The 19,109-nt window shown below is 58.4% G+C and carries 15 protein-coding genes; 5 read left to right on the top strand and 10 right to left on the bottom strand.

The features are described from left to right. Window positions 1–44 precede the first annotated feature (44 nt). Window positions 45–269, top strand: a complete 225-nt coding sequence (locus tag ACM5SV_RS06725) for a DUF1674 domain-containing protein (RefSeq protein WP_222016933.1) — start codon at window positions 45–47, stop codon at window positions 267–269. A 247-nt stretch (window positions 270–516) separates the two neighbouring features. Here the strand turns inward: ACM5SV_RS06725 and acs are convergent, their stop codons facing one another. Continuing rightward, complete coding sequence (gene acs / locus ACM5SV_RS06720; protein ID WP_222016935.1) at window positions 517–2,472, bottom strand: acetate--CoA ligase; 1,956 nt, start codon at window positions 2,470–2,472, stop codon at window positions 517–519. Between the two features lie 231 nt (window positions 2,473–2,703). On the opposite strand from acs, the gene ACM5SV_RS06715 reads away from it, so the two are divergent. Beyond that, entirely contained in the window at window positions 2,704–3,408 is a 705-nt protein-coding gene (locus tag ACM5SV_RS06715; RefSeq protein ID WP_007632151.1) for a DUF1013 domain-containing protein, read from the top strand. Between the two features lie 79 nt (window positions 3,409–3,487). Here ACM5SV_RS06715 and ACM5SV_RS06710 read toward each other — a convergent pair whose 3' ends face one another. The 3 genes from ACM5SV_RS06710 to ACM5SV_RS06700 all read right to left on the bottom strand — a co-directional run bounded on the left by ACM5SV_RS06710 (window position 3,488) and on the right by ACM5SV_RS06700 (window position 7,333). After that, window positions 3,488–4,423 carry a flagellin gene (locus ACM5SV_RS06710; RefSeq protein WP_222016938.1) on the bottom strand — a complete coding sequence of 312 codons (936 nt, stop codon included), beginning with the start codon at window positions 4,421–4,423 and terminating at the stop codon, window positions 3,488–3,490. Window positions 4,424–4,680: 257 nt separating this feature from the next. After that, entirely contained in the window at window positions 4,681–6,591 is a 1,911-nt protein-coding gene (locus tag ACM5SV_RS06705) for a propionyl-CoA synthetase (RefSeq protein WP_222016940.1), read from the bottom strand. Window positions 6,592–6,673: 82 nt separating this feature from the next. After that, window positions 6,674–7,333, bottom strand: coding sequence for a YggS family pyridoxal phosphate-dependent enzyme (locus ACM5SV_RS06700; protein ID WP_222016941.1), 660 nt, complete (start codon window positions 7,331–7,333; stop codon window positions 6,674–6,676). Window positions 7,334–7,533: 200 nt separating this feature from the next. On the opposite strand from ACM5SV_RS06700, the gene leuS reads away from it, so the two are divergent. From leuS to holA, 3 genes are read left to right on the top strand one after another with little or no spacing between them, the layout of a single operon-like run. After that, the gene (leuS, locus tag ACM5SV_RS06695; RefSeq protein ID WP_222016943.1) at window positions 7,534–10,164 is read left to right on the top strand and encodes a leucine--tRNA ligase; all 2,631 of its coding nucleotides are present in this window, start codon (window positions 7,534–7,536) and stop codon (window positions 10,162–10,164) included. Further along, window positions 10,154–10,675, top strand: coding sequence for an LPS assembly lipoprotein LptE (gene lptE / locus ACM5SV_RS06690; RefSeq protein ID WP_012759531.1), 522 nt, complete (start codon window positions 10,154–10,156; stop codon window positions 10,673–10,675). The genes leuS and lptE overlap by 11 nt, the downstream gene beginning before the upstream one ends. 10 nt (window positions 10,676–10,685) lie before the next feature. Beyond that, a complete protein-coding gene (holA, locus tag ACM5SV_RS06685) occupies window positions 10,686–11,726 on the top strand; it encodes a DNA polymerase III subunit delta (RefSeq protein ID WP_222016945.1) in 1,041 nt (346 codons plus the stop codon). Window positions 11,727–11,902: 176 nt separating this feature from the next. Here the strand turns inward: holA and ACM5SV_RS06680 are convergent, their stop codons facing one another. From ACM5SV_RS06680 to rho, 6 genes are all read right to left on the bottom strand, one after another. Then, entirely contained in the window at window positions 11,903–12,784 is an 882-nt protein-coding gene (locus ACM5SV_RS06680) for a ParB/RepB/Spo0J family partition protein (RefSeq protein ID WP_017995580.1), read from the bottom strand. 31 nt (window positions 12,785–12,815) lie between these two features. Further along, on the bottom strand, window positions 12,816–13,610 hold the full coding sequence (locus ACM5SV_RS06675; protein ID WP_012759534.1) for a ParA family protein: 795 nt from the start codon (window positions 13,608–13,610) through the stop codon (window positions 12,816–12,818). A 19-nt stretch (window positions 13,611–13,629) separates the two neighbouring features. Next, window positions 13,630–14,247 carry a 16S rRNA (guanine(527)-N(7))-methyltransferase RsmG gene (gene rsmG / locus ACM5SV_RS06670; protein ID WP_017995581.1) on the bottom strand — a complete coding sequence of 206 codons (618 nt, stop codon included), beginning with the start codon at window positions 14,245–14,247 and terminating at the stop codon, window positions 13,630–13,632. A gap of 25 nt (window positions 14,248–14,272) precedes the next feature. Then, window positions 14,273–16,150, bottom strand: coding sequence for a tRNA uridine-5-carboxymethylaminomethyl(34) synthesis enzyme MnmG (gene mnmG, locus ACM5SV_RS06665; RefSeq protein ID WP_222016947.1), 1,878 nt, complete (start codon window positions 16,148–16,150; stop codon window positions 14,273–14,275). Window positions 16,151–16,226: 76 nt separating this feature from the next. Then, window positions 16,227–17,546 carry a tRNA uridine-5-carboxymethylaminomethyl(34) synthesis GTPase MnmE gene (gene mnmE, locus ACM5SV_RS06660; RefSeq protein WP_017995583.1) on the bottom strand — a complete coding sequence of 440 codons (1,320 nt, stop codon included), beginning with the start codon at window positions 17,544–17,546 and terminating at the stop codon, window positions 16,227–16,229. 105 nt (window positions 17,547–17,651) lie between these two features. Then, a complete protein-coding gene (gene rho / locus ACM5SV_RS06655) occupies window positions 17,652–18,917 on the bottom strand; it encodes a transcription termination factor Rho (protein ID WP_012759538.1) in 1,266 nt (421 codons plus the stop codon). Window positions 18,918–19,109 lie beyond the last annotated feature (192 nt).

Genomic DNA, 19,109 nt, shown 5'->3' with positions numbered 1-19,109 from the left:
GGTTATTCACCAGCCATTTTCAATATTTTCCGGCAGGAGAGGCCATGCAGGACGCCGATAACGACAATAGCGAAACGCCGACGGCTGAGGGATCCGAGCCGCCGCGCAAGATGCTATCCCCGGCTGCCAGGCGCGCCCTTGCCGAAGCCGAGGAGCGGCGGACGACCCAGAAGCCGTTGGAGCTGCCGCCGGAAATCGGCGGCCGCGGCGGAGCCGAGCCGGCGCGTTTCGGCGACTACGAGATCAATGGCAGGGCGATTGATTTCTAAGCAATTTTCTCTGGTCGGAACCCGGATGTGCGCCATGCGCTGGAGGATATAACAGCCCGCTCGCCGAGAATCCGGCTAATGAACATTTCTGGCGACAAATATTTGGCCGCATCCGGCGAATGTTACTCTGACAGACGGACGTGATCTTTCTCGTGGCTTCGACCGTGAACGGGGGCCGCAAGCCACGCATCAATGCGTAGAAGTGAAGTGAGCCGCCCTCGGACGCGGGCCGGAGCGGCTCGATAAATCAAGCGGTCGCCTTGTTCTGCCGGTTGGCGATCAGATCGTCGACGACTGCCGGATCGGCAAGCGTCGAAGTGTCGCCGAGAGCGCCGAAATCGTCTTCGGCAATCTTGCGCAGGATGCGGCGCATGATCTTGCCGGAGCGTGTCTTCGGCAGGCCGGGCGCAAACTGGATCTTGTCAGGCGCAGCAATCGGGCCGATTTCACCCCGCACATGTTTTACCAGTTCCTGGCGAAGCGTATCCGATCCCTCATGACCGGCCATCAGCGTCACGTAGCAATAGATGCCCTGGCCCTTGATCGGATGCGGATAACCGACGACCGCGGCTTCCGAAACCAGATTGTGCGAGACGAGAGCGGATTCCACCTCCGCTGTACCGAGCCGGTGGCCGGAGACGTTCAGCACGTCGTCGACCCGGCCGGTGATCCAGTAATAACCGTCCGCATCGCGCCGGCAGCCATCGCCGGTGAAATACTTGCCCTTGTAGGTAGAAAAATAGGTCTGGATGAAGCGCTCGTGATCGCCATAGACCGTGCGCATCTGGCCCGGCCAGCTGTCGGTGATGCAAAGATTGCCGTCGGCCGGACCTTCCAGCACCTTGCCCTCATTGTCGACCAGCTGCGGCTTGACGCCGAAGAACGGCGTCGTCGCCGAGCCGGGCTTCAGGTCGGTGGCGCCGGGCAGCGGCGTGATCATGTGACCGCCGGTTTCCGTCTGCCACCACGTATCGATGACAGGGCATCGCTTGTCGCCGACGACATTGTAATACCACTCCCAGGCCTCGGGATTGATCGGCTCGCCGACCGTGCCGAGCAGGCGCAGCGAAGAACGCGAGGAGCGCGTGACGAAGTCGTCGCCGGCACCCATCAACGAGCGGATCGCCGTCGGCGCCGTATAGAAGATATTGACCTTGTGCTTGTCGATGACTTCCCAGAAACGACCCTGATCCGGGAAGTTCGGCACGCCCTCGAACATCAGCGTCGTTGCGCAGTTCGCAAGCGGCCCATAGAGGATATAGGAATGGCCGGTCACCCAGCCGACATCGGCTGTACACCAGTAAACGTCGCCGTGGTGATAATCGAAGACATACTCATGCGTCATCGCTGCATAGACGAGATAACCCCCCGTCGTGTGCAGCACGCCCTTTGGCTTGCCGGTCGAGCCGGACGTATAAAGAATGAAGAGCGGATCTTCCGCCTTCATCTTCACCGGCGGGCATTCCGCCTTCACGGTGGCGATCTCCTGGTGATGCCAGAGATCGCGACCCGGCGCCCAGCCGGTCTTGCCACCGGTGCGGCGAACGACCAGAACCTTCTCCACGATCACGTGCTGGCGTGCCGCAATGTCAATTGCGGTATCGGTATTGTTCTTCAACGGCACCGGCTTGCCACCGCGCAGGCCTTCGTCGCAGGTGATGACGAAGGTGGATTCGCAGTCGACGATGCGCCCGGCCAGCGCCTCGGGCGAGAAACCGCCGAAGACGACCGAATGCACCGCGCCGATGCGGGCGCAGGCGAGCATCGCATAAGCCGCTTCCGGGATCATCGGCATATAGATGGTGACGCGATCGCCCTTCTTGACGCCGTGCTTCTTCAACACATTCGCCATCCGGCAGACGTGCTCGTAGAGTTCGTTATAGGTGACCTTCTTGTCGATATAGGGGTTGTCGCCTTCCCAAATGATCGCCACTTGGTCGCCATTCGTTTTCAGATGACGGTCGATGCAGTTGTAGGAGACGTTTGTCTGACCGTCCTCGAACCACTTGATCGAAACCTTGCCGGTAAAGGATGTGTTCTTGACCTTGGTATAGGGCTTGAACCAGTCGATCCGCTTGCCGTGCTTGCCCCAGAACTTGTCCGGGTTCTCGACGCTTTCCTCGTACCATTTCAGGTACTTTTCCTTATCGATCAGGGCGCGCGCCTTCACCGGCTTCGTGACCGGATAGATCTTCTCCGACATGCAACTCCTCCTCATGGGACATGCGACGGGCCGCGTGAGCTAGGAAGGCCCGGACTTGAAATCACGGCAATTCATAGCAGTTCGCATCGCCACGGCAATTAGACAAAGGTCATTTCATTTCGGAAGAATTGCAATTCTGCGACAGTGCGGTTATATAGCGCCATATTTCCCGGACATTGTGGTGACAATCCACGGACCGCGACCGGCGCGGACGATAGAAGGACTATATCCATGGCTCAAACACTGCTCATGCCGAAGGCGACAGCCATCTGGCTCGTCGACAATACGGCACTGTCTTTCGATCAGATCGCGCAGTTCTGCAAACTACATCCGCTCGAAGTCAAGGCGATCGCCGACGGCGAAGCGGCGCAGGGCATCAAGGGCCTCGACCCGATCTCGACAGGACAGCTTTCCCGCGACGAGATTGCCCGCGCCGAGGCCAATCCGAACCACAAGCTGAAGCTTTCCGAACCGAAGGTGCGGGTGCCGGAATCCAAGCGCCGCGGTCCGCGTTATACGCCGGTTTCCAAGCGTCAGGACCGCCCGAACGCCATTCTCTGGCTCGTTCGCAACCATCCGGAACTGAAGGACGCGCAGATTTCCCGCCTCGTCGGCACAACGAAGTCGACCATCGAGCAAATCCGCGAGCGCACCCACTGGAACTCCGCCAACCTGGCGCCGATGGATCCGGTCACGCTCGGCCTCTGCAGCCAGATCGATCTCGACATGGAAGTGGAAAAGGCCTCCAAGGGCCGTCCGCTGCCGACCGCTGCCGAGCTTGGCGCGACGCTGCAATCGGCACAGGAAACCGAACGCCTGACCCCGAGCTACGAGCGCGAGGAGGAAAAGGAAAAGGAAATCGACGCCGATGCCGTCTTCCGCAAGTTGAGCTCGCTGCGCTCGGCCCCGAAGGACGAGGACGACGATCAGTACTGAGATATCAGCGATCTCATGAAAAACCCCGCCGGTATGAGCTGACCGGCGGGGTTTTTTGTTGCAGATGGCCTGTTTCCGATTAGCTGCGGAACAGGGTGAGGATGTTCTGCGCCGAGCTATTGGCGATCGAGAGCGACTGGATGGCGAGCTGCTGCTGCGTCTGCAACGCAGAGAGCCTGCTCGATTCCTCTTCCATATCGGCATCGACCAGGCGTCCGACGCCGGAGTCGATCGAATCGTGAAGACCGCTGACGAAAGTTTCCTGCAACTGGATACGGGTCGAGATCGAGCCCAATGCCGAGCCGGCGGCGGTCATAGCGCCGAGAACCAGTTCGACGCCTGTCAGGGCTGCGTCAAGCTGACCCTGGGTGAAACCGGTGATGTCGAGATCATATATTGACGCCATGACGATGACGGTGCTGCCATAGGTTCCGTTGAAGGCCGTGCCGATGATACCGCTTGATGTCTCGATCGCACCGGTGCTCGTCATGCCGAAAAGCACGTTTCCAAGCGAGCCCGAATCGAGCACATAATCCGTCATCTTGACGGAGACGGCATTGCTGCCGTCGCGGACGAAAGACGAGACGACGCTCTTCGTGCCGGAGGCGCCGGCAACCCAGTTTTCGCCGGAGAAGGACGCCGATTGAGCGATGCTGAGCAGCTGCTCCTGCAGCTGGTCGAGTTCTTGCTGGATCTTCGTCTTGTCGACGCCCTTTTCGGTGGCGGCGACAATCTTGGCCTTGATGTCGCTGACGACATCGAGCGCGCTGTCCATAGCCGAATAGGCCGTGTCGACCTTGGCCGCGCCGAGACCGAGCGCGTCGGAGACGGCCGAAAGCGCCTTGTTGTCAGAACGCATGGTCGTAGCAATCGACCAGTAAGCGGCATTGTCAGCCGCCTTTTCGACACGATAACCCGATGAAACGCGACTCTGGGTGTCCTTGAGGCTATCGTTTACGCCGCGCAAAGTCTGCAGCGCTGCCATAGCAGCGTTGTTGGTAAGGATGCTTGTCATGATCCGTTCCACAATCGTTGAGAAAGGGGCAATCCGGACTACAGCGCCGCGCGTCTTTCAGACGCGCAAAGGACGCTGTAGCACTTCTACTGCTGCATAATTTTGCCCCTTAAATCGATTCCGATTTAAGGAATTATGCAGTAGGCCGGTAACGGCGACCGCGTCATGCAAAGCCTGCTATGCAAGCCATTGCCGTTAACAAATGCTTGCATCAACATGGTTAACAATTCCTCAATTAGGCTTACCGAAAGTTTAATTCACATCGGCAAGGAGCCTAAACCGCGCCCACGCAGCACCTCGGCAATTTCCTCTAAAATCGTTGGATCATCAATGGTTGCAGGCATTTTCCAGGGTATGCCGTCGGCGATTTTCTGCATCGTACCGCGCAGGATTTTGCCGGAGCGTGTCTTCGGCAACCGGTTAACGGTGATGGCGGTCTTGAAGGCGGCGACAGGTCCAATCGAATCACGAATCATCGCCACGATCTCTGATTCGATCACCGTCGCGTCACGGGAAACATGTCGTTTCAGCACCAGGAAACCGCAGGGAGCCTGACCCTTCAGCACATCGATCACGCCGATAACAGCACATTCGGCGACATCGGGATGACGCGCACAGACCTCCTCCATCGCGCCGGTCGAGAGCCGATGACCGGCGCAATTGATGATGTCGTCGGTGCGCGACATGATGAAGAGATAGCCGTCTTCGTCGACATAGCCGGCATCGGCCGTCTTATAGTAACCGGGAAACTCATCGAGATAGGCCGAGCGAAAACGGTCGTCCGCGTTCCAGAGGGTCGGCAGACAGCCGGGCGGCAGGGGCAGCTTGACGACGATATTGCCGAGCGTTCCCGCCTCGATCGGATGACCGGCATCATCGAGCACCGCAATATCGTAGCCGGGCATCGGCAGCGCCGGCGAACCGTGCTTGATGGGCAGGGCGCCGAGACCGAGCGGATTTGCGGCGATCGGCCAGCCGGTCTCCGTCTGCCACCAGTGATCGATGACGGGTATGCCAAGCATGCGCTCGGCCCATTTCAACGTCTCCGGATCCGCTCTTTCGCCAGCCAGAAACAGTGCGCGCAAATCCGGCATGGGATATTGGTGCATCAGTTCACCATCGCCGTCCTCCCGCCTGATGGCGCGGAATGCCGTCGGCGCCGTGAACAGTACCCGCACCTGATATTCTGAAACGATGCGCCAGAATGTGCCTGCATCCGGAGTGCCGACCGGTTTTCCCTCGAAGATCAGCGTGGTTACGCCTGATAGCAGCGAGGCATAGACGATATAGGAATGCCCGACGACCCAGCCGATATCCGAAGCCGTCCAGAAGACCTCGCCGGGCCTCAAGCCGTAGATATTCCGCATCGACCAGTTGAGCGCGACCATATGGCCGCCATTGTCGCGCACGACGCCCTTTGGTTGGCCCGTCGTGCCCGAGGTGTAGAGGATATAGAGCGGATCGGTCGCCTTGACGGAGACACAGGCGATCTCAGCGCCACGATGCTGCGCCACCGCGATCTCGAAATCCTGATCGCGGCCGCTGACGAGATCTGCCTGAAGCTCGGGCCGCTGCAACACCAGACAGCGCTCCGGCTTCGAACGCGCGATCGCAATCGCTTGGTCGACCAGGGGCTTGTAGGCGACGATGCGACTAGGCTCGAGCCCGCAGCTCGCGGCGATCACCAGCTTCGCACCGCAATCGTCGATGCGCGCTGCAAGTTCGCTGGCGGCAAATCCGCCGAAAACGACGGAGTGAACCGCACCGATGCGAGCGCAGGCGAGCATCGAAAAGACCGCCTGCGGCACCATCGGCATATAAAGGATCACGCGATCGCCTTTGCCGATGCCGCGCTCGACCAGCGCTGCTGCAATGGCCATCACCTCCCGAAGTACCTCATCATAGGTGAAACGGCGCTTCTCGCCGTTCATTGCGCTGTCGAAGATGACCGCCGTCTCGCCGCCGCGGCCGGCAGCCACATGCCGGTCCAGGCAATTGTGGCATGTATTGGTTTCCGCGTCTGAGAACCAACGGCCATAGACGCCCTCATTGGGTGAAAAAATCCGCTCTGGCGGCTTGAACCAGTCGATGTCACTGGCCGCTTCGCGCCAGAAGGCTTCGGGATCGCGTTTCCAGGCCGCATAGACCTGATGATAGCCGTTCCGCATCTGCTCCTCCCCAGGACATGCAAACCTCGATATCAATCTAGGCGGCATTAAGGGGAACAGGAAGCCCGACCAAAGCAGCGTTTCAGCGCGTGCCGAAAATCGCTGACCCTACACGCACGCTGGTGGCGCCAAAGGCGATCGCCGTCCCGTAGTCGCCCGACATGCCCATGGAAAGTTTTTCGACGCCGCATTTGAGCGCAAGCTTTGCCAGTAGGGCGAAATGCGGCCCAGGATTTTCCTCGGCCGGCGGAATGCACATCAAACCTTCGATCGAAAGGCCGAGTTCGTCGCGGCAGAGAGCGACGAAGGCTGGCGTGTCGTCAGGAGCGATGCCGGCCTTCTGCGGTTCGAGCCCGGTATTGACCTGGACATAGAGCCGCAGCGTCTTGGCTTGCCGCTTCATCTCCTCGGCAAGTGCGCGGGCGATCTTTTCCCGATCCACCGTCTCGATGACGTCGAAAAGCACCACCGCATCTGCCGCCTTGTTTGATTGCAGCGGTCCGATCAGATGCAGCGCGATATCCTGATGCTCGGCCTTCAGCGCCGGCCACTTGCCCTGGCTTTCCTGCACCCGGTTCTCGCCGAAGACACGCTGCCCGGCTTCGATAGCCGGGCGGATCGCGTCCGCCTCGAAGGTCTTCGACACCGCGACGAGCTGAACGGAACCCGCCGGACGACCTGCTTCGCGTTCCGCAGCGGCGATCCGCGACCGCACGTCGTTTAAGCGCTCTTGAAGTTCCATCTATCTGCCTCGGCATATCCGCATGAAAGGATCGGCAATGCCTAACGAGCCAATCTGTGCTTGCCAAGTCCCGCCTTGGCGAAATCGCCTGGTCACGATCAAGATCGGACACTTGCAGCACCTGCAAAACTTGACGCTACGGTGGTTTCATGGTGAAGGTCTCGACCAACCTCCCCTGATGTTCCGGAAATACGAATACCATGGCCACCGAACGTTATAATCCGCGCGATGCCGAGCCCCGCTGGCAGCAGAAATGGAATGAAGACAAGGTCTTCGAGACCGACAATGCCGATCCGCGCGAAAAATATTACGTCCTCGAAATGTTCCCCTATCCGTCGGGGCGCATCCATATGGGTCATGTCCGCAATTACGCCATGGGCGATGTCGTGGCCCGCTACAAACGCGCCCGCGGCTACAACGTGCTGCATCCGATGGGTTGGGATGCTTTCGGCATGCCGGCGGAGAATGCCGCGATGGAGCGCGGCGTGCATCCCGCCTCCTGGACCTATCAGAATATCGGCTCGATGAAGGCGCAGCTGAAGGCCATGGGGCTTTCGTTGGACTGGAGCCGCGAATTCGCCACCTGCGACGTCGAATATTACCAGCACCAGCAGCATCTCTTCGTGGATTTCCTGGAGAAGGGCCTGGTCTATCGCAAGCAGTCGAAGGTCAACTGGGATCCTGTCGATAACACTGTGCTGGCCAACGAGCAGGTGATCGATGGCCGCGGCTGGCGTTCCGGTGCGCTCGTCGAACAGCGCGAACTGACGCAATGGTTCTTCAAGATCACCGACTTCAGCCAGGATCTGCTGGACGCGCTGGATACGCTCGACCAGTGGCCGGAAAAAGTGCGGCTGATGCAGAAGAACTGGATCGGCCGTTCGGAAGGCCTGACGATCCGCTGGGAGATCGTACCGGAAACGGCGCCTGCCGGTGAGAGCGAAGTGACGGTCTATACTACCCGGCCGGACACGCTGTTCGGCGCTTCCTTCCTGGCAATCGCCGCCGATCATCCGCTGGCGAAGGATGCCGCTGCAAAGAACCCTGATATCGAGGCCTTCTGCGACGAATGCCGCCGCGCCGGGACCTCGCTCGCAGCACTCGAGACCGCTGAAAAGAAGGGCATGGATACCGGTATCCGCGTCAGGCACCCGCTCGATCCTTCCTGGGAGCTGCCGGTTTATATCGCCAATTTCGTCCTGATGGATTATGGCACGGGCGCGATCTTCGGCTGCCCCTCGGGTGACCAGCGTGACCTTGATTTTGCTCGCAAATATGGCCTTCCGGTCGTGGCCGTCGTCATGCCCAGGGATGGCGATGCCGCAAGCTTCTCCGTCGGCGACACCGCCTATGACGGTGATGGCGTGATGATCAACTCACGCTTCCTCGACGGCAAGACCACCGACGAAGCCTTCAACATCGTTGCCGATCGGCTATCTGCCGCTTCGCTCGGCAATGCGCCGCAGGGCGAGCGCAAGGTCAATTTCCGCCTGCGCGACTGGGGCATTTCCCGCCAGCGTTATTGGGGCTGCCCGATCCCGGTCATCCATTGCGATGATTGCGGTGTCGTGCCGGTGCCGAAGGCGGACCTGCCGGTCAAGCTGCCCGACGACGTCACCTTCGACCAGCCCGGCAATCCGCTCGACCGCCATCCGACATGGCGTCATGTCTCCTGCCCGAATTGCGGCAAGGATGCTCGCCGCGAGACGGATACGATGGACACCTTCGTCGATTCGAGCTGGTATTTCACCCGCTTTACCGCGCCCTGGGAAGAAAGGCCGACCGATCCGGAGGCGGCGAACCGCTGGCTGCCGGTCGACCAGTATATCGGCGGCATCGAGCACGCGATCCTACACCTGCTCTATTCGCGCTTCTTTACCCGCGCCATGCGCGAGACCGGTCACGTCGCGGCCACCGAACCTTTCAAGGGTCTCTTCACCCAGGGCATGGTGGTCCACGAAACCTATAGCCGCAGCGCCGGCGCCAGCCGCGAATGGGTGGCACCCGCCGATATCCGCATCGACGAACTCGACGGCAAACGACGGGCTTTCCTGCTGACGTCGGGCGAGGAAGTCGCGATCGGCTCGATCGAGAAGATGTCGAAATCGAAAAAGAATGTCGTCGATCCCGACGATATCATCGCCTCCTACGGCGCAGATACCGCCCGTTTCTTCGTTCTGTCCGACTCTCCGCCCGAGCGTGACGTCATCTGGTCCGAGGCAGGCGTCGAGGGCGCCCATCGCTTTACCCAGCGGCTGTGGCGCCTGATTTCCGAAGCCGCGGACGCGCTCTCCGCCGTCGCACCTGCGCCGGCTGCCGATGGGGAAGCGTTGCCAATCTCGCAGGCCGCCCACAAGACGCTGAAGGCTGTCGAGAACGACTATGACAAACTCTGGTTCAACAAGGCCGTTGCCCGAATTTATGAACTCGTGAACGCGCTGGCCGCACCGATGACGAGGGTTGCCGCAGGCGAGGGTAATGCCACCTATCGCGCGGCGGTGCGCGATGCCGCCGAGATCCTGATCCAACTCGTCTCTCCGATGACACCGCATCTGGCTGAGGAATGCTGGGCTGCGCTCGGCAATGAAGGCCTGCTTGCCCGGACAAACTGGCCGCGGTACGACGAAACACTCGTCATCGAAAACGATGTGGTCCTGCCGGTACAGATCAACGGCAAGAAACGCGCTGAATTGACAATTTCTCGCGATGCAGATCAGAATGCCGTCACCGACGCCGTGCTGAATCTGGATGCGGTGAAGAGCGCGTTGAACGGACAGGCACCGAAGAAGATCATCGTGGTTCCCCAAAGGATTGTAAACATTGTCGTCTGATATCGCTTGCAAGCTGGCCCGCAATGCCGGCATCGCCATGATCCTTGCCTCCGCGGCTTTTCTCTCGGCCTGCCAGGTCCGTCCGCTCTATTCAGAGAGTTCAGGTGTGGTTGAAAAACTTTCTTCGGTCGGCTTTTCCGAGGCAGGCAGCCGGGTCGAGCAGCAGGTTCGCAATCGCCTGATCTTCCTTGCGTCACGCGGTGCAGGCGAAGCGGTAAACCCGCAATATCTGGTCGAAATACACGCCACGTCGGCTGTAGCCGATACGCTGCTGGCCGAATCCTCTGACACGTCGAAGGCCGGCCGTGTGACCGTCAACGTCAGTTACACGCTGCGTGCCACGGCCGACAATCATGTCATCAAGGCCGGCAGCCGCCAGGCCACGGCGCTGGTGGATTTCTCCGAGCAGGAATTTGCCAAGCAGCGGGCGATCCGCGATGCTCAGAACCGCGCGGCCGATCAGACGGCGGAATTCGTGGGAGCCGATATCGCCGCCGCCCTCAGCCGCTGAGGGCGGAGATGTGGCAGAGATAAAATCCCACGAATTCGAGAGTTTTCTGCAGAAATCGGCGCGGAACTATCGGATTTTCGTCATCTACGGGCCGGATCGCGGCCTTGTTTCCGAACGGGCAAGCCAGCTTGCCGGTAAGAGCGTTGTTGCTCTCGATGATCCCTTCTCGCTGACGAAACTCGATATTGGCGACCTCCAGAAAGACCCGGGTCGATTGGTCGACGAGGTCCAATCCATCGGGCTGTTCGGCGGTGAGAAACTGATTTGGATCCGCGGCGCCGCCAACGAGAAATACCTCGTTGATTCCCTGGCGCTGCTGGCCGAAAAACCACTCGAAGCAGCCTATCTGATCGTCGAGGCCGGCGACCTGAAGAAGGGTTCCCTGCTGCGCAAGACTGCGGAATCCGCCCGTTCTGTCATGACGATCCCGTCCTACGCCGATGACAGCCGCGCCCTGAATGGCTTGATCGATACGGAGCTCGGTGCAGAGAAGCTCGGCATTACGCCGGCCGCGCGCCAAGCACTGATCGCCTTGATCGGCGGTGACAGGATCGCTTCCCGCAACGAGGTGCGCAAGCTCGCTCTTTACTGCCGGGGTTTCGATACCGTCGAAGAACATCACGTTACCGAAATAATCGGTGACGCCAGCGCCATCTCGGTTGACGACGCGGTCGACGCTATCCTCGGGGGCGATCTAAACGCCTTTCTGCACGCCATGCAAAAAATCAGCAGCTCGAAAACCGCGATCTTTCTCGTTCTGCAGGCATGCCTGAAACAATTCCAGCTTCTCGATTCGATGCGCGCCGAAATGGATGAAAAGCGGCTGCAGACACCTCAGATTATGCAGACGATGGGGCGGCATCTGCATTTCCGGCGCAAGCCGATCATCGAACAGGCGCTACGCCAATGGACCGCGGAAAGCATCGCCCGTGAATGCAATCGGCTGCAGGCCGCTATTCTGCAAAGCCGACGGCGACAGGTGCTGGAGGACAGCGTTGCGATGCAAACGCTTCTCTCCACCACCCTTCAATCCGGCCGGAAATCCGGCTGATCAGCGCATCGGTCCAAAATCAGAACCGATCTTCGGAAAGCAAAGATGCAAGGGATTAGACGTCCTACGGCGTTCTAGAGCAATTCCGGCAAAAGTGCGGAGCGGTTTTTCATCCGGAATTCCGTGAAAACAAAGAGATAGAATATTTCCGTGATTCGGAGAAAAACGAAAACGCTCTAGCGCCTCTCAAGCAAACGGCAGATTTCCTCGAGCTGCTCTAACGACTTATAGGAAATTTTGATCTGGCCGCCGCTTGCCTTGTGATTGATCGCAACATCAAGGCCGAGTGCATCGGAAAGTGTCCGTTCCAGCGCCAGCGTGTCGGAATCTTTCTGATCTCGCTGCAACGTCGCCCGCAGTGGCTCCGATTGGGCCTTGATATTGTTTTGCGCCAGCTTCTCGGCATCACGCACCGACATGCCCTTGGCAACGATCGTGCGGGCAAGACTTGCCGGGTCGGATGTCGAAACCAGGGCGCGTGCGTGCCCAGCTGATAGGCTGCCGGAGGCAAGCAGATCGCGAACCGGATCAGGCAGCTTCAACAGACGCAACGAGTTGGCAACGTGGCTGCGGCTTTTGCCGATGATTTCGCCGAGGTCGTTCTGGGTGTAACCATATTCAGCGATAAGCTGCTCGTAGCCCAACGCCTCTTCGAGGGCATTGAGATCCGCGCGTTGCACGTTCTCGACAATGGCGATTTCCAGCGCCGTCTTGTCATCCACATCACGGACAATGACAGCAATCTCGATCAACCCGGCAAGCTGAGCCGCGCGCCAACGTCGTTCGCCGGCGATGATCTCATATCGATCCCGCGACATCGTCCGCACAACGATGGGCTGAACAATGCCGTGTTGACGAATGGAACTTGCGAGATCGTGCAGTTCCGAGTCATCGAAGAACCGACGAGGATTGCGGGGATTGCGGCTGACGAACTCGATCGGGATCATTCTGTCGGCGCTGATAACCCGCTCGGCTTCGACCGGGACGGGCTGATCCATTTCACCAATCAGCGCCGCAAGGCCGCGGCCCAATCGCCTCTTTGATACATCGTCATTCATGATCTACACTCACCTACACCCCTAAATGATATCACGCGGCCAATCTTTGGCGCTCTCGCTGGATGACCTCAGAGGCCAGCTGCAGATAGGCCTGGCTGCCCGCGCACTTCAAGTCATAGAGAATAGCCGGCTTACCGTAGGACGGAGCCTCGGAAACCCGGACGTTGCGCGGAATTAACGTGTGATAAACCTTGTCGCCGAGATGCGTGCGCACGTCATTGACAACCTGTTGGGCAAGATTGTTGCGCGCATCGAACATCGTCAAGACGATACCCTGAATATCCAGACGCGGGTTAACAGTCCGCCGAACCTGGCTGACGGTCTCAAGCAACTGACTCAATCCCTCAAGCGCAAAGAATTCGCATTGCAGCGGAACGAGGACCGAATGGGCCGCTGCCATGGCATTCATCGTCAGCAGATTGAACGATGGCGGGCAATCCAGAAGAATATAAGAAAACGCCATCGCTTCGGGCGAAGACAGCGCTTTCCGCAACTTGAACACCCGATCGCTCTGCTGCGAGATTTCCATCTCGATGCCAAGAAGATCCATCGTCGACGGGACAATAAACAGATTAGGAACCGCTGTTTCGAGAGTCACCTCGGGGATTCCACGATCACCAATCATCAGATCGTAGGAGGACAGCTTGCGATCACGACGATCAATACCCAGGCCGGTGCTGGCATTGCCTTGCGGGTCGAGATCGACAATCAAGACGCGCTCGCCGATAGCAGCAAGCGCCGTTGCCAGGTTGATTGCTGTGGTCGTCTTGCCAACGCCACCCTTCTGATTTGCGATGGTGATAATCCGATGTCGTTCGCCAGCCATTGCCGCAATATCCGATCTGTTAAACCAAGCGCCGGAGATTTGATACTTCCAAAATAACAGATTCCTGCTCGACGGCGCTCTTATGTTCTAACAGATCGAATTCCCACCGACCACGTGCTTTGTTGACTTCTCTCAGGTAATCCCGGCCTTTGTGAAAAAAGCCTCGACAATTTTCCTTGCCAAGCATCCAGGGGGCTGAATACTCGATAAGCCCATCAAGATCGGCAAGGGCGCGCGCTGAAATCGCATCACATTCGCCAACCTCCGCATAAGCGTCTTCGATTCGCAGGATATGAACGCTGCCGCGCGCATTTGTCTCCCGCAACGCTGTCCGCAGAAACGCCGCCTTTTTATGGTTGCTTTCAACCAGATGGACCCATCCGTCCTTCAGCTCGGCCAGAAAAATCGCCGTGATAACACCGGGAAAACCGCCGCCACTACCGAGGTCGACCCAGCTTATCGCTTGAGGATTGATCTGGAAAACTTGGCTGCTATCGGCGATGTGTCGATGCCATAGATCATCGAGTGTCGACGGCGCCACCAGATTAATTGCTTTTGCCCACTTCTGAAACAGCACTGCAAAGTGTTGCAGCCGTTCCTGTGTTTCACGTGAAACACGCAAACCGTTTAATTCCATTCTGAAAGACTCTCAAATCTTGTAATCAAGCGCTATGACGCTCGGCAGAGGATAGGCGACGCAAATGCACAAGCAGCAATGCCACCGCTGCCGGCGTCATTCCTTCAACGATAGCGGCCTGCGCAATGCTGAAAGGGCGAGCAGCGCTAAGTTTTAGCTTTAGCTCGTTTGAGAGACCGGACAGTGCGTCATAGTTGAAATCAGGCGGAATCTGCCGCTGCTCGTCGCGTTGCTGGTCGACAATCGCCGCGGCTTGTCGATCCAGATAAACCGAATAACCGGCCTCAATTTCCAACGCTTCGGCGATCTTCGGTCCAATCACGCCGAGCTTCTCCGGCCAAACATGCCGGAGCGCGACGAAATCATAATTCGGATAGGACAGTAAATCATACGCGGTTCGGCGCTGGCCATCGAGATTGATATTCAAGCCAGCGCGGCGCGCCTCATTCGGTGTAAGCGCCAGCGACTGCAACAGCGCCCGACTGGAGTCGATCTCCGCCCGATAGGATGTGAATCGCTGCACTCGCGCGTCACTGACGCACCCGAGCCGCATGGCCAGCGGCGTCAAGCGCATATCGGCGTTATCAGCCCGCAACGTCAGCCGATACTCCGCACGCGATGTAAACATTCGATACGGTTCCGTAACGCCGCGTGACGTGAGATCGTCGATCATGACGCCAATATAAGAATTCGTCCGGCTAAAATGGAACGGATGCGAATCGCTGCTTCGCAATGCAGCATTCAGCCCGGCTGCCAGCCCCTGCGCGGCCGCCTCTTCGTAGCCGGTAGTGCCATTGATTTGGCCTGCGAGAAAGAGGCCTCTCAGCCGTTTAACCTCCAGCGATGGAGTCAGCTCTCTCGGATCGACATGATCATATTCGATCGCATAGCCCGGTTGCAGTATTCTTGCCGCTTCCAGGCCGGGAATCGTTTTGATGAAGGCTGCCTGCACCTCCGCCGGCAGGGAGGTGGAAATCCCGTTCGGATAAACCGTGTCATCGTCCAGTCCCTCTGGCTCGAGAAAGACCTGATGTCCATCCCGCTCTCCGAATTTCACCAGCTTGTCTTCGATCGACGGGCAATAACGAGGTCCGACCCCTTCGATCTGCCCGGAATACATGGCCGAGCGCATAATGTTGTCGACAATGATGCGGTGGGTCGCTTCAGTCGTCCTGGTGACCCCGCATTCGATCTGTGGCGTGGTAATCGTGTCTGTCATAAAGGAGAAGGGGACAAGCTCCTCGTCAGCCCCCTGTCGACCGACGGATTGCCAGTCGATCGTTTTTCCGTCCAGCCGGGCGGGAGTGCCGGTCTTCAGACGTCCAAGCCGCAGTCCCAGCCGGGCGAGGGTGGCAGACAATCCGATCGACGGCGCTTCACCGACGCGCCCGGCCGGCGTCTTTTCCGACCCTATATGAATAAGACCGCGCAGAAAGGTTCCAGTAGTCAAAACCACGGCCGGCGCTTTCAGGGTTCGACCATCCTTCATCATCACGCCAGCGATACAGCCATCGACAACGTCCAGATCAAAGGCGTCGCCTTCGATAATATCCAGGTCAGGCGTCGCTTCGATCGCCGCCAACATTGCCAGGCGATAAAGCTTTCGATCGGCCTGCGTCCGTGGTCCTCGGACAGCCGCACCTTTCTTCTTGTTGAGTATCCTGAATTGAATGCCTGCAACATCGGCGACGCGACCCATCAGGCCATCCATCGCATCGATCTCCCGAACAAGATGGCCCTTGCCCAAGCCGCCAATCGCCGGATTACAGGACATTACCCCGATCGTGTCCCGCCTATGCGTAATGAGGGCGGTTTTTGCCCCGAGGCGCGCAGCTGCGCTGGCAGCCTCCGAGCCCGCATGGCCGCCACCGATCACAATTACATCGAAAACATTATCCGTCATTCAGGCACTCCACATGCGGCGGACGTTTCACGTGAAACCATTTAGGGCGTTTTAGTGCCCCAAGGTTTCACGTGAATCATTTACCGATACAAAACTCTGAGAAGATCACGCTGAGCAACTGCTCAACATCGACTCGTCCAGTAATCCTGCCCAAATACTCAGCGGCAATTCGCAGCTGCTCAGTCCGCAGTTCGAGATTCATATCTGCCTGCGATATCGCCGCATCGAGCGCCGCTAAACATTTCGCCAGAGAATCCTTATGCCGTTGCCGGCTGGGGATTGCCATAGACAGACCAGCAAAACGTTTGTCGATGATGTCGCCAATCAATCGTCGCAATTCCGGCAGACCGTCACCGGTCGTTGTCGAAATCTGCAAGTCGTACCGATCCTCGGCAATGCCGATGAGATCCTTCTTCGTCCCGACAGTAACATGTGGAGAGGCTTGCTCCAAGTCGTCGGGAACCAGAGGATTAGTCATGTCAACCAGCAACAGGACAAGGTCGGCATCACTAAGCGCCGCGCGCGCGCGCCGCACCCCTTCCATTTCGACCCTGTCGTCCGCCTCGCGAAGTCCCGCAGTGTCATAGAGCTTGATCAGGTAACCATCAATATCGAGATCAACCTGCAGGACATCGCGGGTGGTTCCGGCAATCTCCGTCACGATTGCCACGTCTCGGCGCGCCAAAGTGTTCAACAGGCTCGATTTCCCAGCATTCGGAGCGCCGGCTATAACCACCTTGAAACCGTCCCTGATAATCTCCCCGGCCGAAGCTGTTGCCAGGTGATTCTCGATATCGCTGCGAAGCTTCGCCATATCGGCCCAGACCACATCCGATACCGAGCTAGGAACATCATCCTCGTCGGGGAAATCAAGCTCCGCCTCGATCAGCGCCCGGGCGCGCGTAAATCGTTCCGCCCACGAATCGTAAATTGCGGACAGTCCGCCTGCGCTATGTTCGACCGCAAGGCGTCTCTGCATCTCGGTTTCCGCCCCGATGAGGTCGGCCAGACCCTCCACCTCGACGAGGTCAAGTTTGCCGTTCTCGAAAGCCCGGCGAGAGAATTCACCCTCGACCGCCATCCGAACACCCGGAATATCGCCAAGTGCGTGAAACAGCGCCGCAAGTACCGCTTTGCTGCCGTGGATCTGCAGCTCGGCAACATCCTCGCCGGTAAACGAATTCGGAGCAGGAAAAAACAGCACCAACCCGCTATCGATCGGCTGATTGTTACGAGTCCGAATCGTTCTGTGAGATGCATGCCGGGCTGCCGGAACGGATCCGGCGAGGCTCACCAATATGTCGCTGGTCAGCGGCCCGCTGATTCGAACGACCGAGACACCCGAAGGCAGGGCACCGCTCGATAGCGCATATATGGTATCATTCAACATGGCCATATCGCCTGGTTCATCGGTTGGAATCGAAATCGATTCCTCTCAAATAGAAAAGCTGGAGGCGTCATGACGATGCCTCCAGCTTTAAGGGGTGAATCCGGCTAAGGATTATGTGTTCATCGATTCGAAGAAGTCGGAATTGTTCTTCGTCTGCTTGAGCTTGTCGATCAGGAATTCGACCGCATCGGTCGTGCCCATTGGAGCAAGGATGCGGCGGAGCACGAAGATCTTCTGCAGATCCTGGCGCGGAACCAGCAGGTCCTCCTTGCGAGTACCGGACTTCAGAATATCCATGGCCGGGAAGATACGCTTATCGGCGACCTTGCGATCGAGGACGATTTCCGAGTTGCCCGTGCCCTTGAATTCTTCGAAGATCACTTCGTCCATGCGGCTGCCGGTATCGATCAGCGCGGTCGCGATGATCGTCAAAGAGCCGCCTTCCTCGATGTTACGGGCCGCGCCGAAGAAGCGCTTCGGCCGCTGCAGAGCGTTGGCGTCCACACCGCCGGTCAGGACCTTGCCTGACGAGGGAACGACCGTGTTATAGGCACGGCCCAAGCGCGTGATCGAATCGAGCAGGATGACAACGTCGCGTCCGTGTTCGACAAGGCGCTTGGCTTTCTCGATGACCATCTCGGCTACCTGCACGTGACGGACGGCTGGTTCGTCGAAGGTGGAGGAGATAACCTCGCCGCGAACCGAGCGCTGCATGTCGGTCACTTCTTCGGGGCGTTCATCGATCAGCAGGACGATCAGATAGCACTCCGGATGGTTGGCGGTGATCGAATGCGCGATGTTCTGCAACAACACGGTTTTACCGGTACGCGGCGGCGCGACGATCAATCCACGCTGGCCCTTGCCAAGCGGCGCCACCAGGTCGATTACACGTGGCGACAGATCCTTGGTGGTCGGAATATCGAGTTCCATCTTGAAGCGCTCGTTCGGATAGAGCGGCGTCAGATTGTCGAAATGGACCTTGTGCCGGATCTGTTCCGGATCGTCGAAATTGATGGTGTTGACCTTGAGCAGCGCGAAATAGCGTTCGCCTTCCTTCGGTCCACGGATCGGGCCTTCGACCGTATCGCCGGTTTTCAGCGAGAAACGGCGGATCTGCGACGGGGAGATATAAATATCATCCGGGCCCGGCAGGTAGTTCGCATTGGGCGACCGCAGGAAGCCGAAACCGTCCTGCAGCACTTCGACGACGCCTTCGCCGATGATTTCGACATCCTGGCTGGCAAGCATCTTGAGGATCGCAAACATCAGCTCCTGCTTGCGCATCGTGCTTGCGTTCTCGACCTCGAGCGATTCGGCAAATGCCAGCAGATCCGTCGGGGATTTACTCTTAAGTTCCTGAAGCTTCATTTCAGCCATGAAGTGACCAATACTCTTTTTAATTTCAAAGGGGAAAGGCGATGTTGGGTCGTATTCGGTACCGCGAAAGGGCTCGCAGACGACTGAACTCTACACACATGCCACGTAGATGAGATGCGCGGAAAATAGCGACTCGCAATCGCTGCCGCAAGAGGGCTGCTTAAAATGAAGCAAATTTAACCTGAGGACGAT

The sequence above is a fragment of the Rhizobium sp. CRRU65 genome, assembly GCF_048551595.1.
Classification (GTDB): Bacteria; Pseudomonadota; Alphaproteobacteria; order Rhizobiales; family Rhizobiaceae; genus Rhizobium; species Rhizobium leguminosarum_J.
The sequence above is the reverse complement of the archived record's forward strand: the minus strand, read 5'-3'. Positions and strand labels throughout refer to the sequence as shown.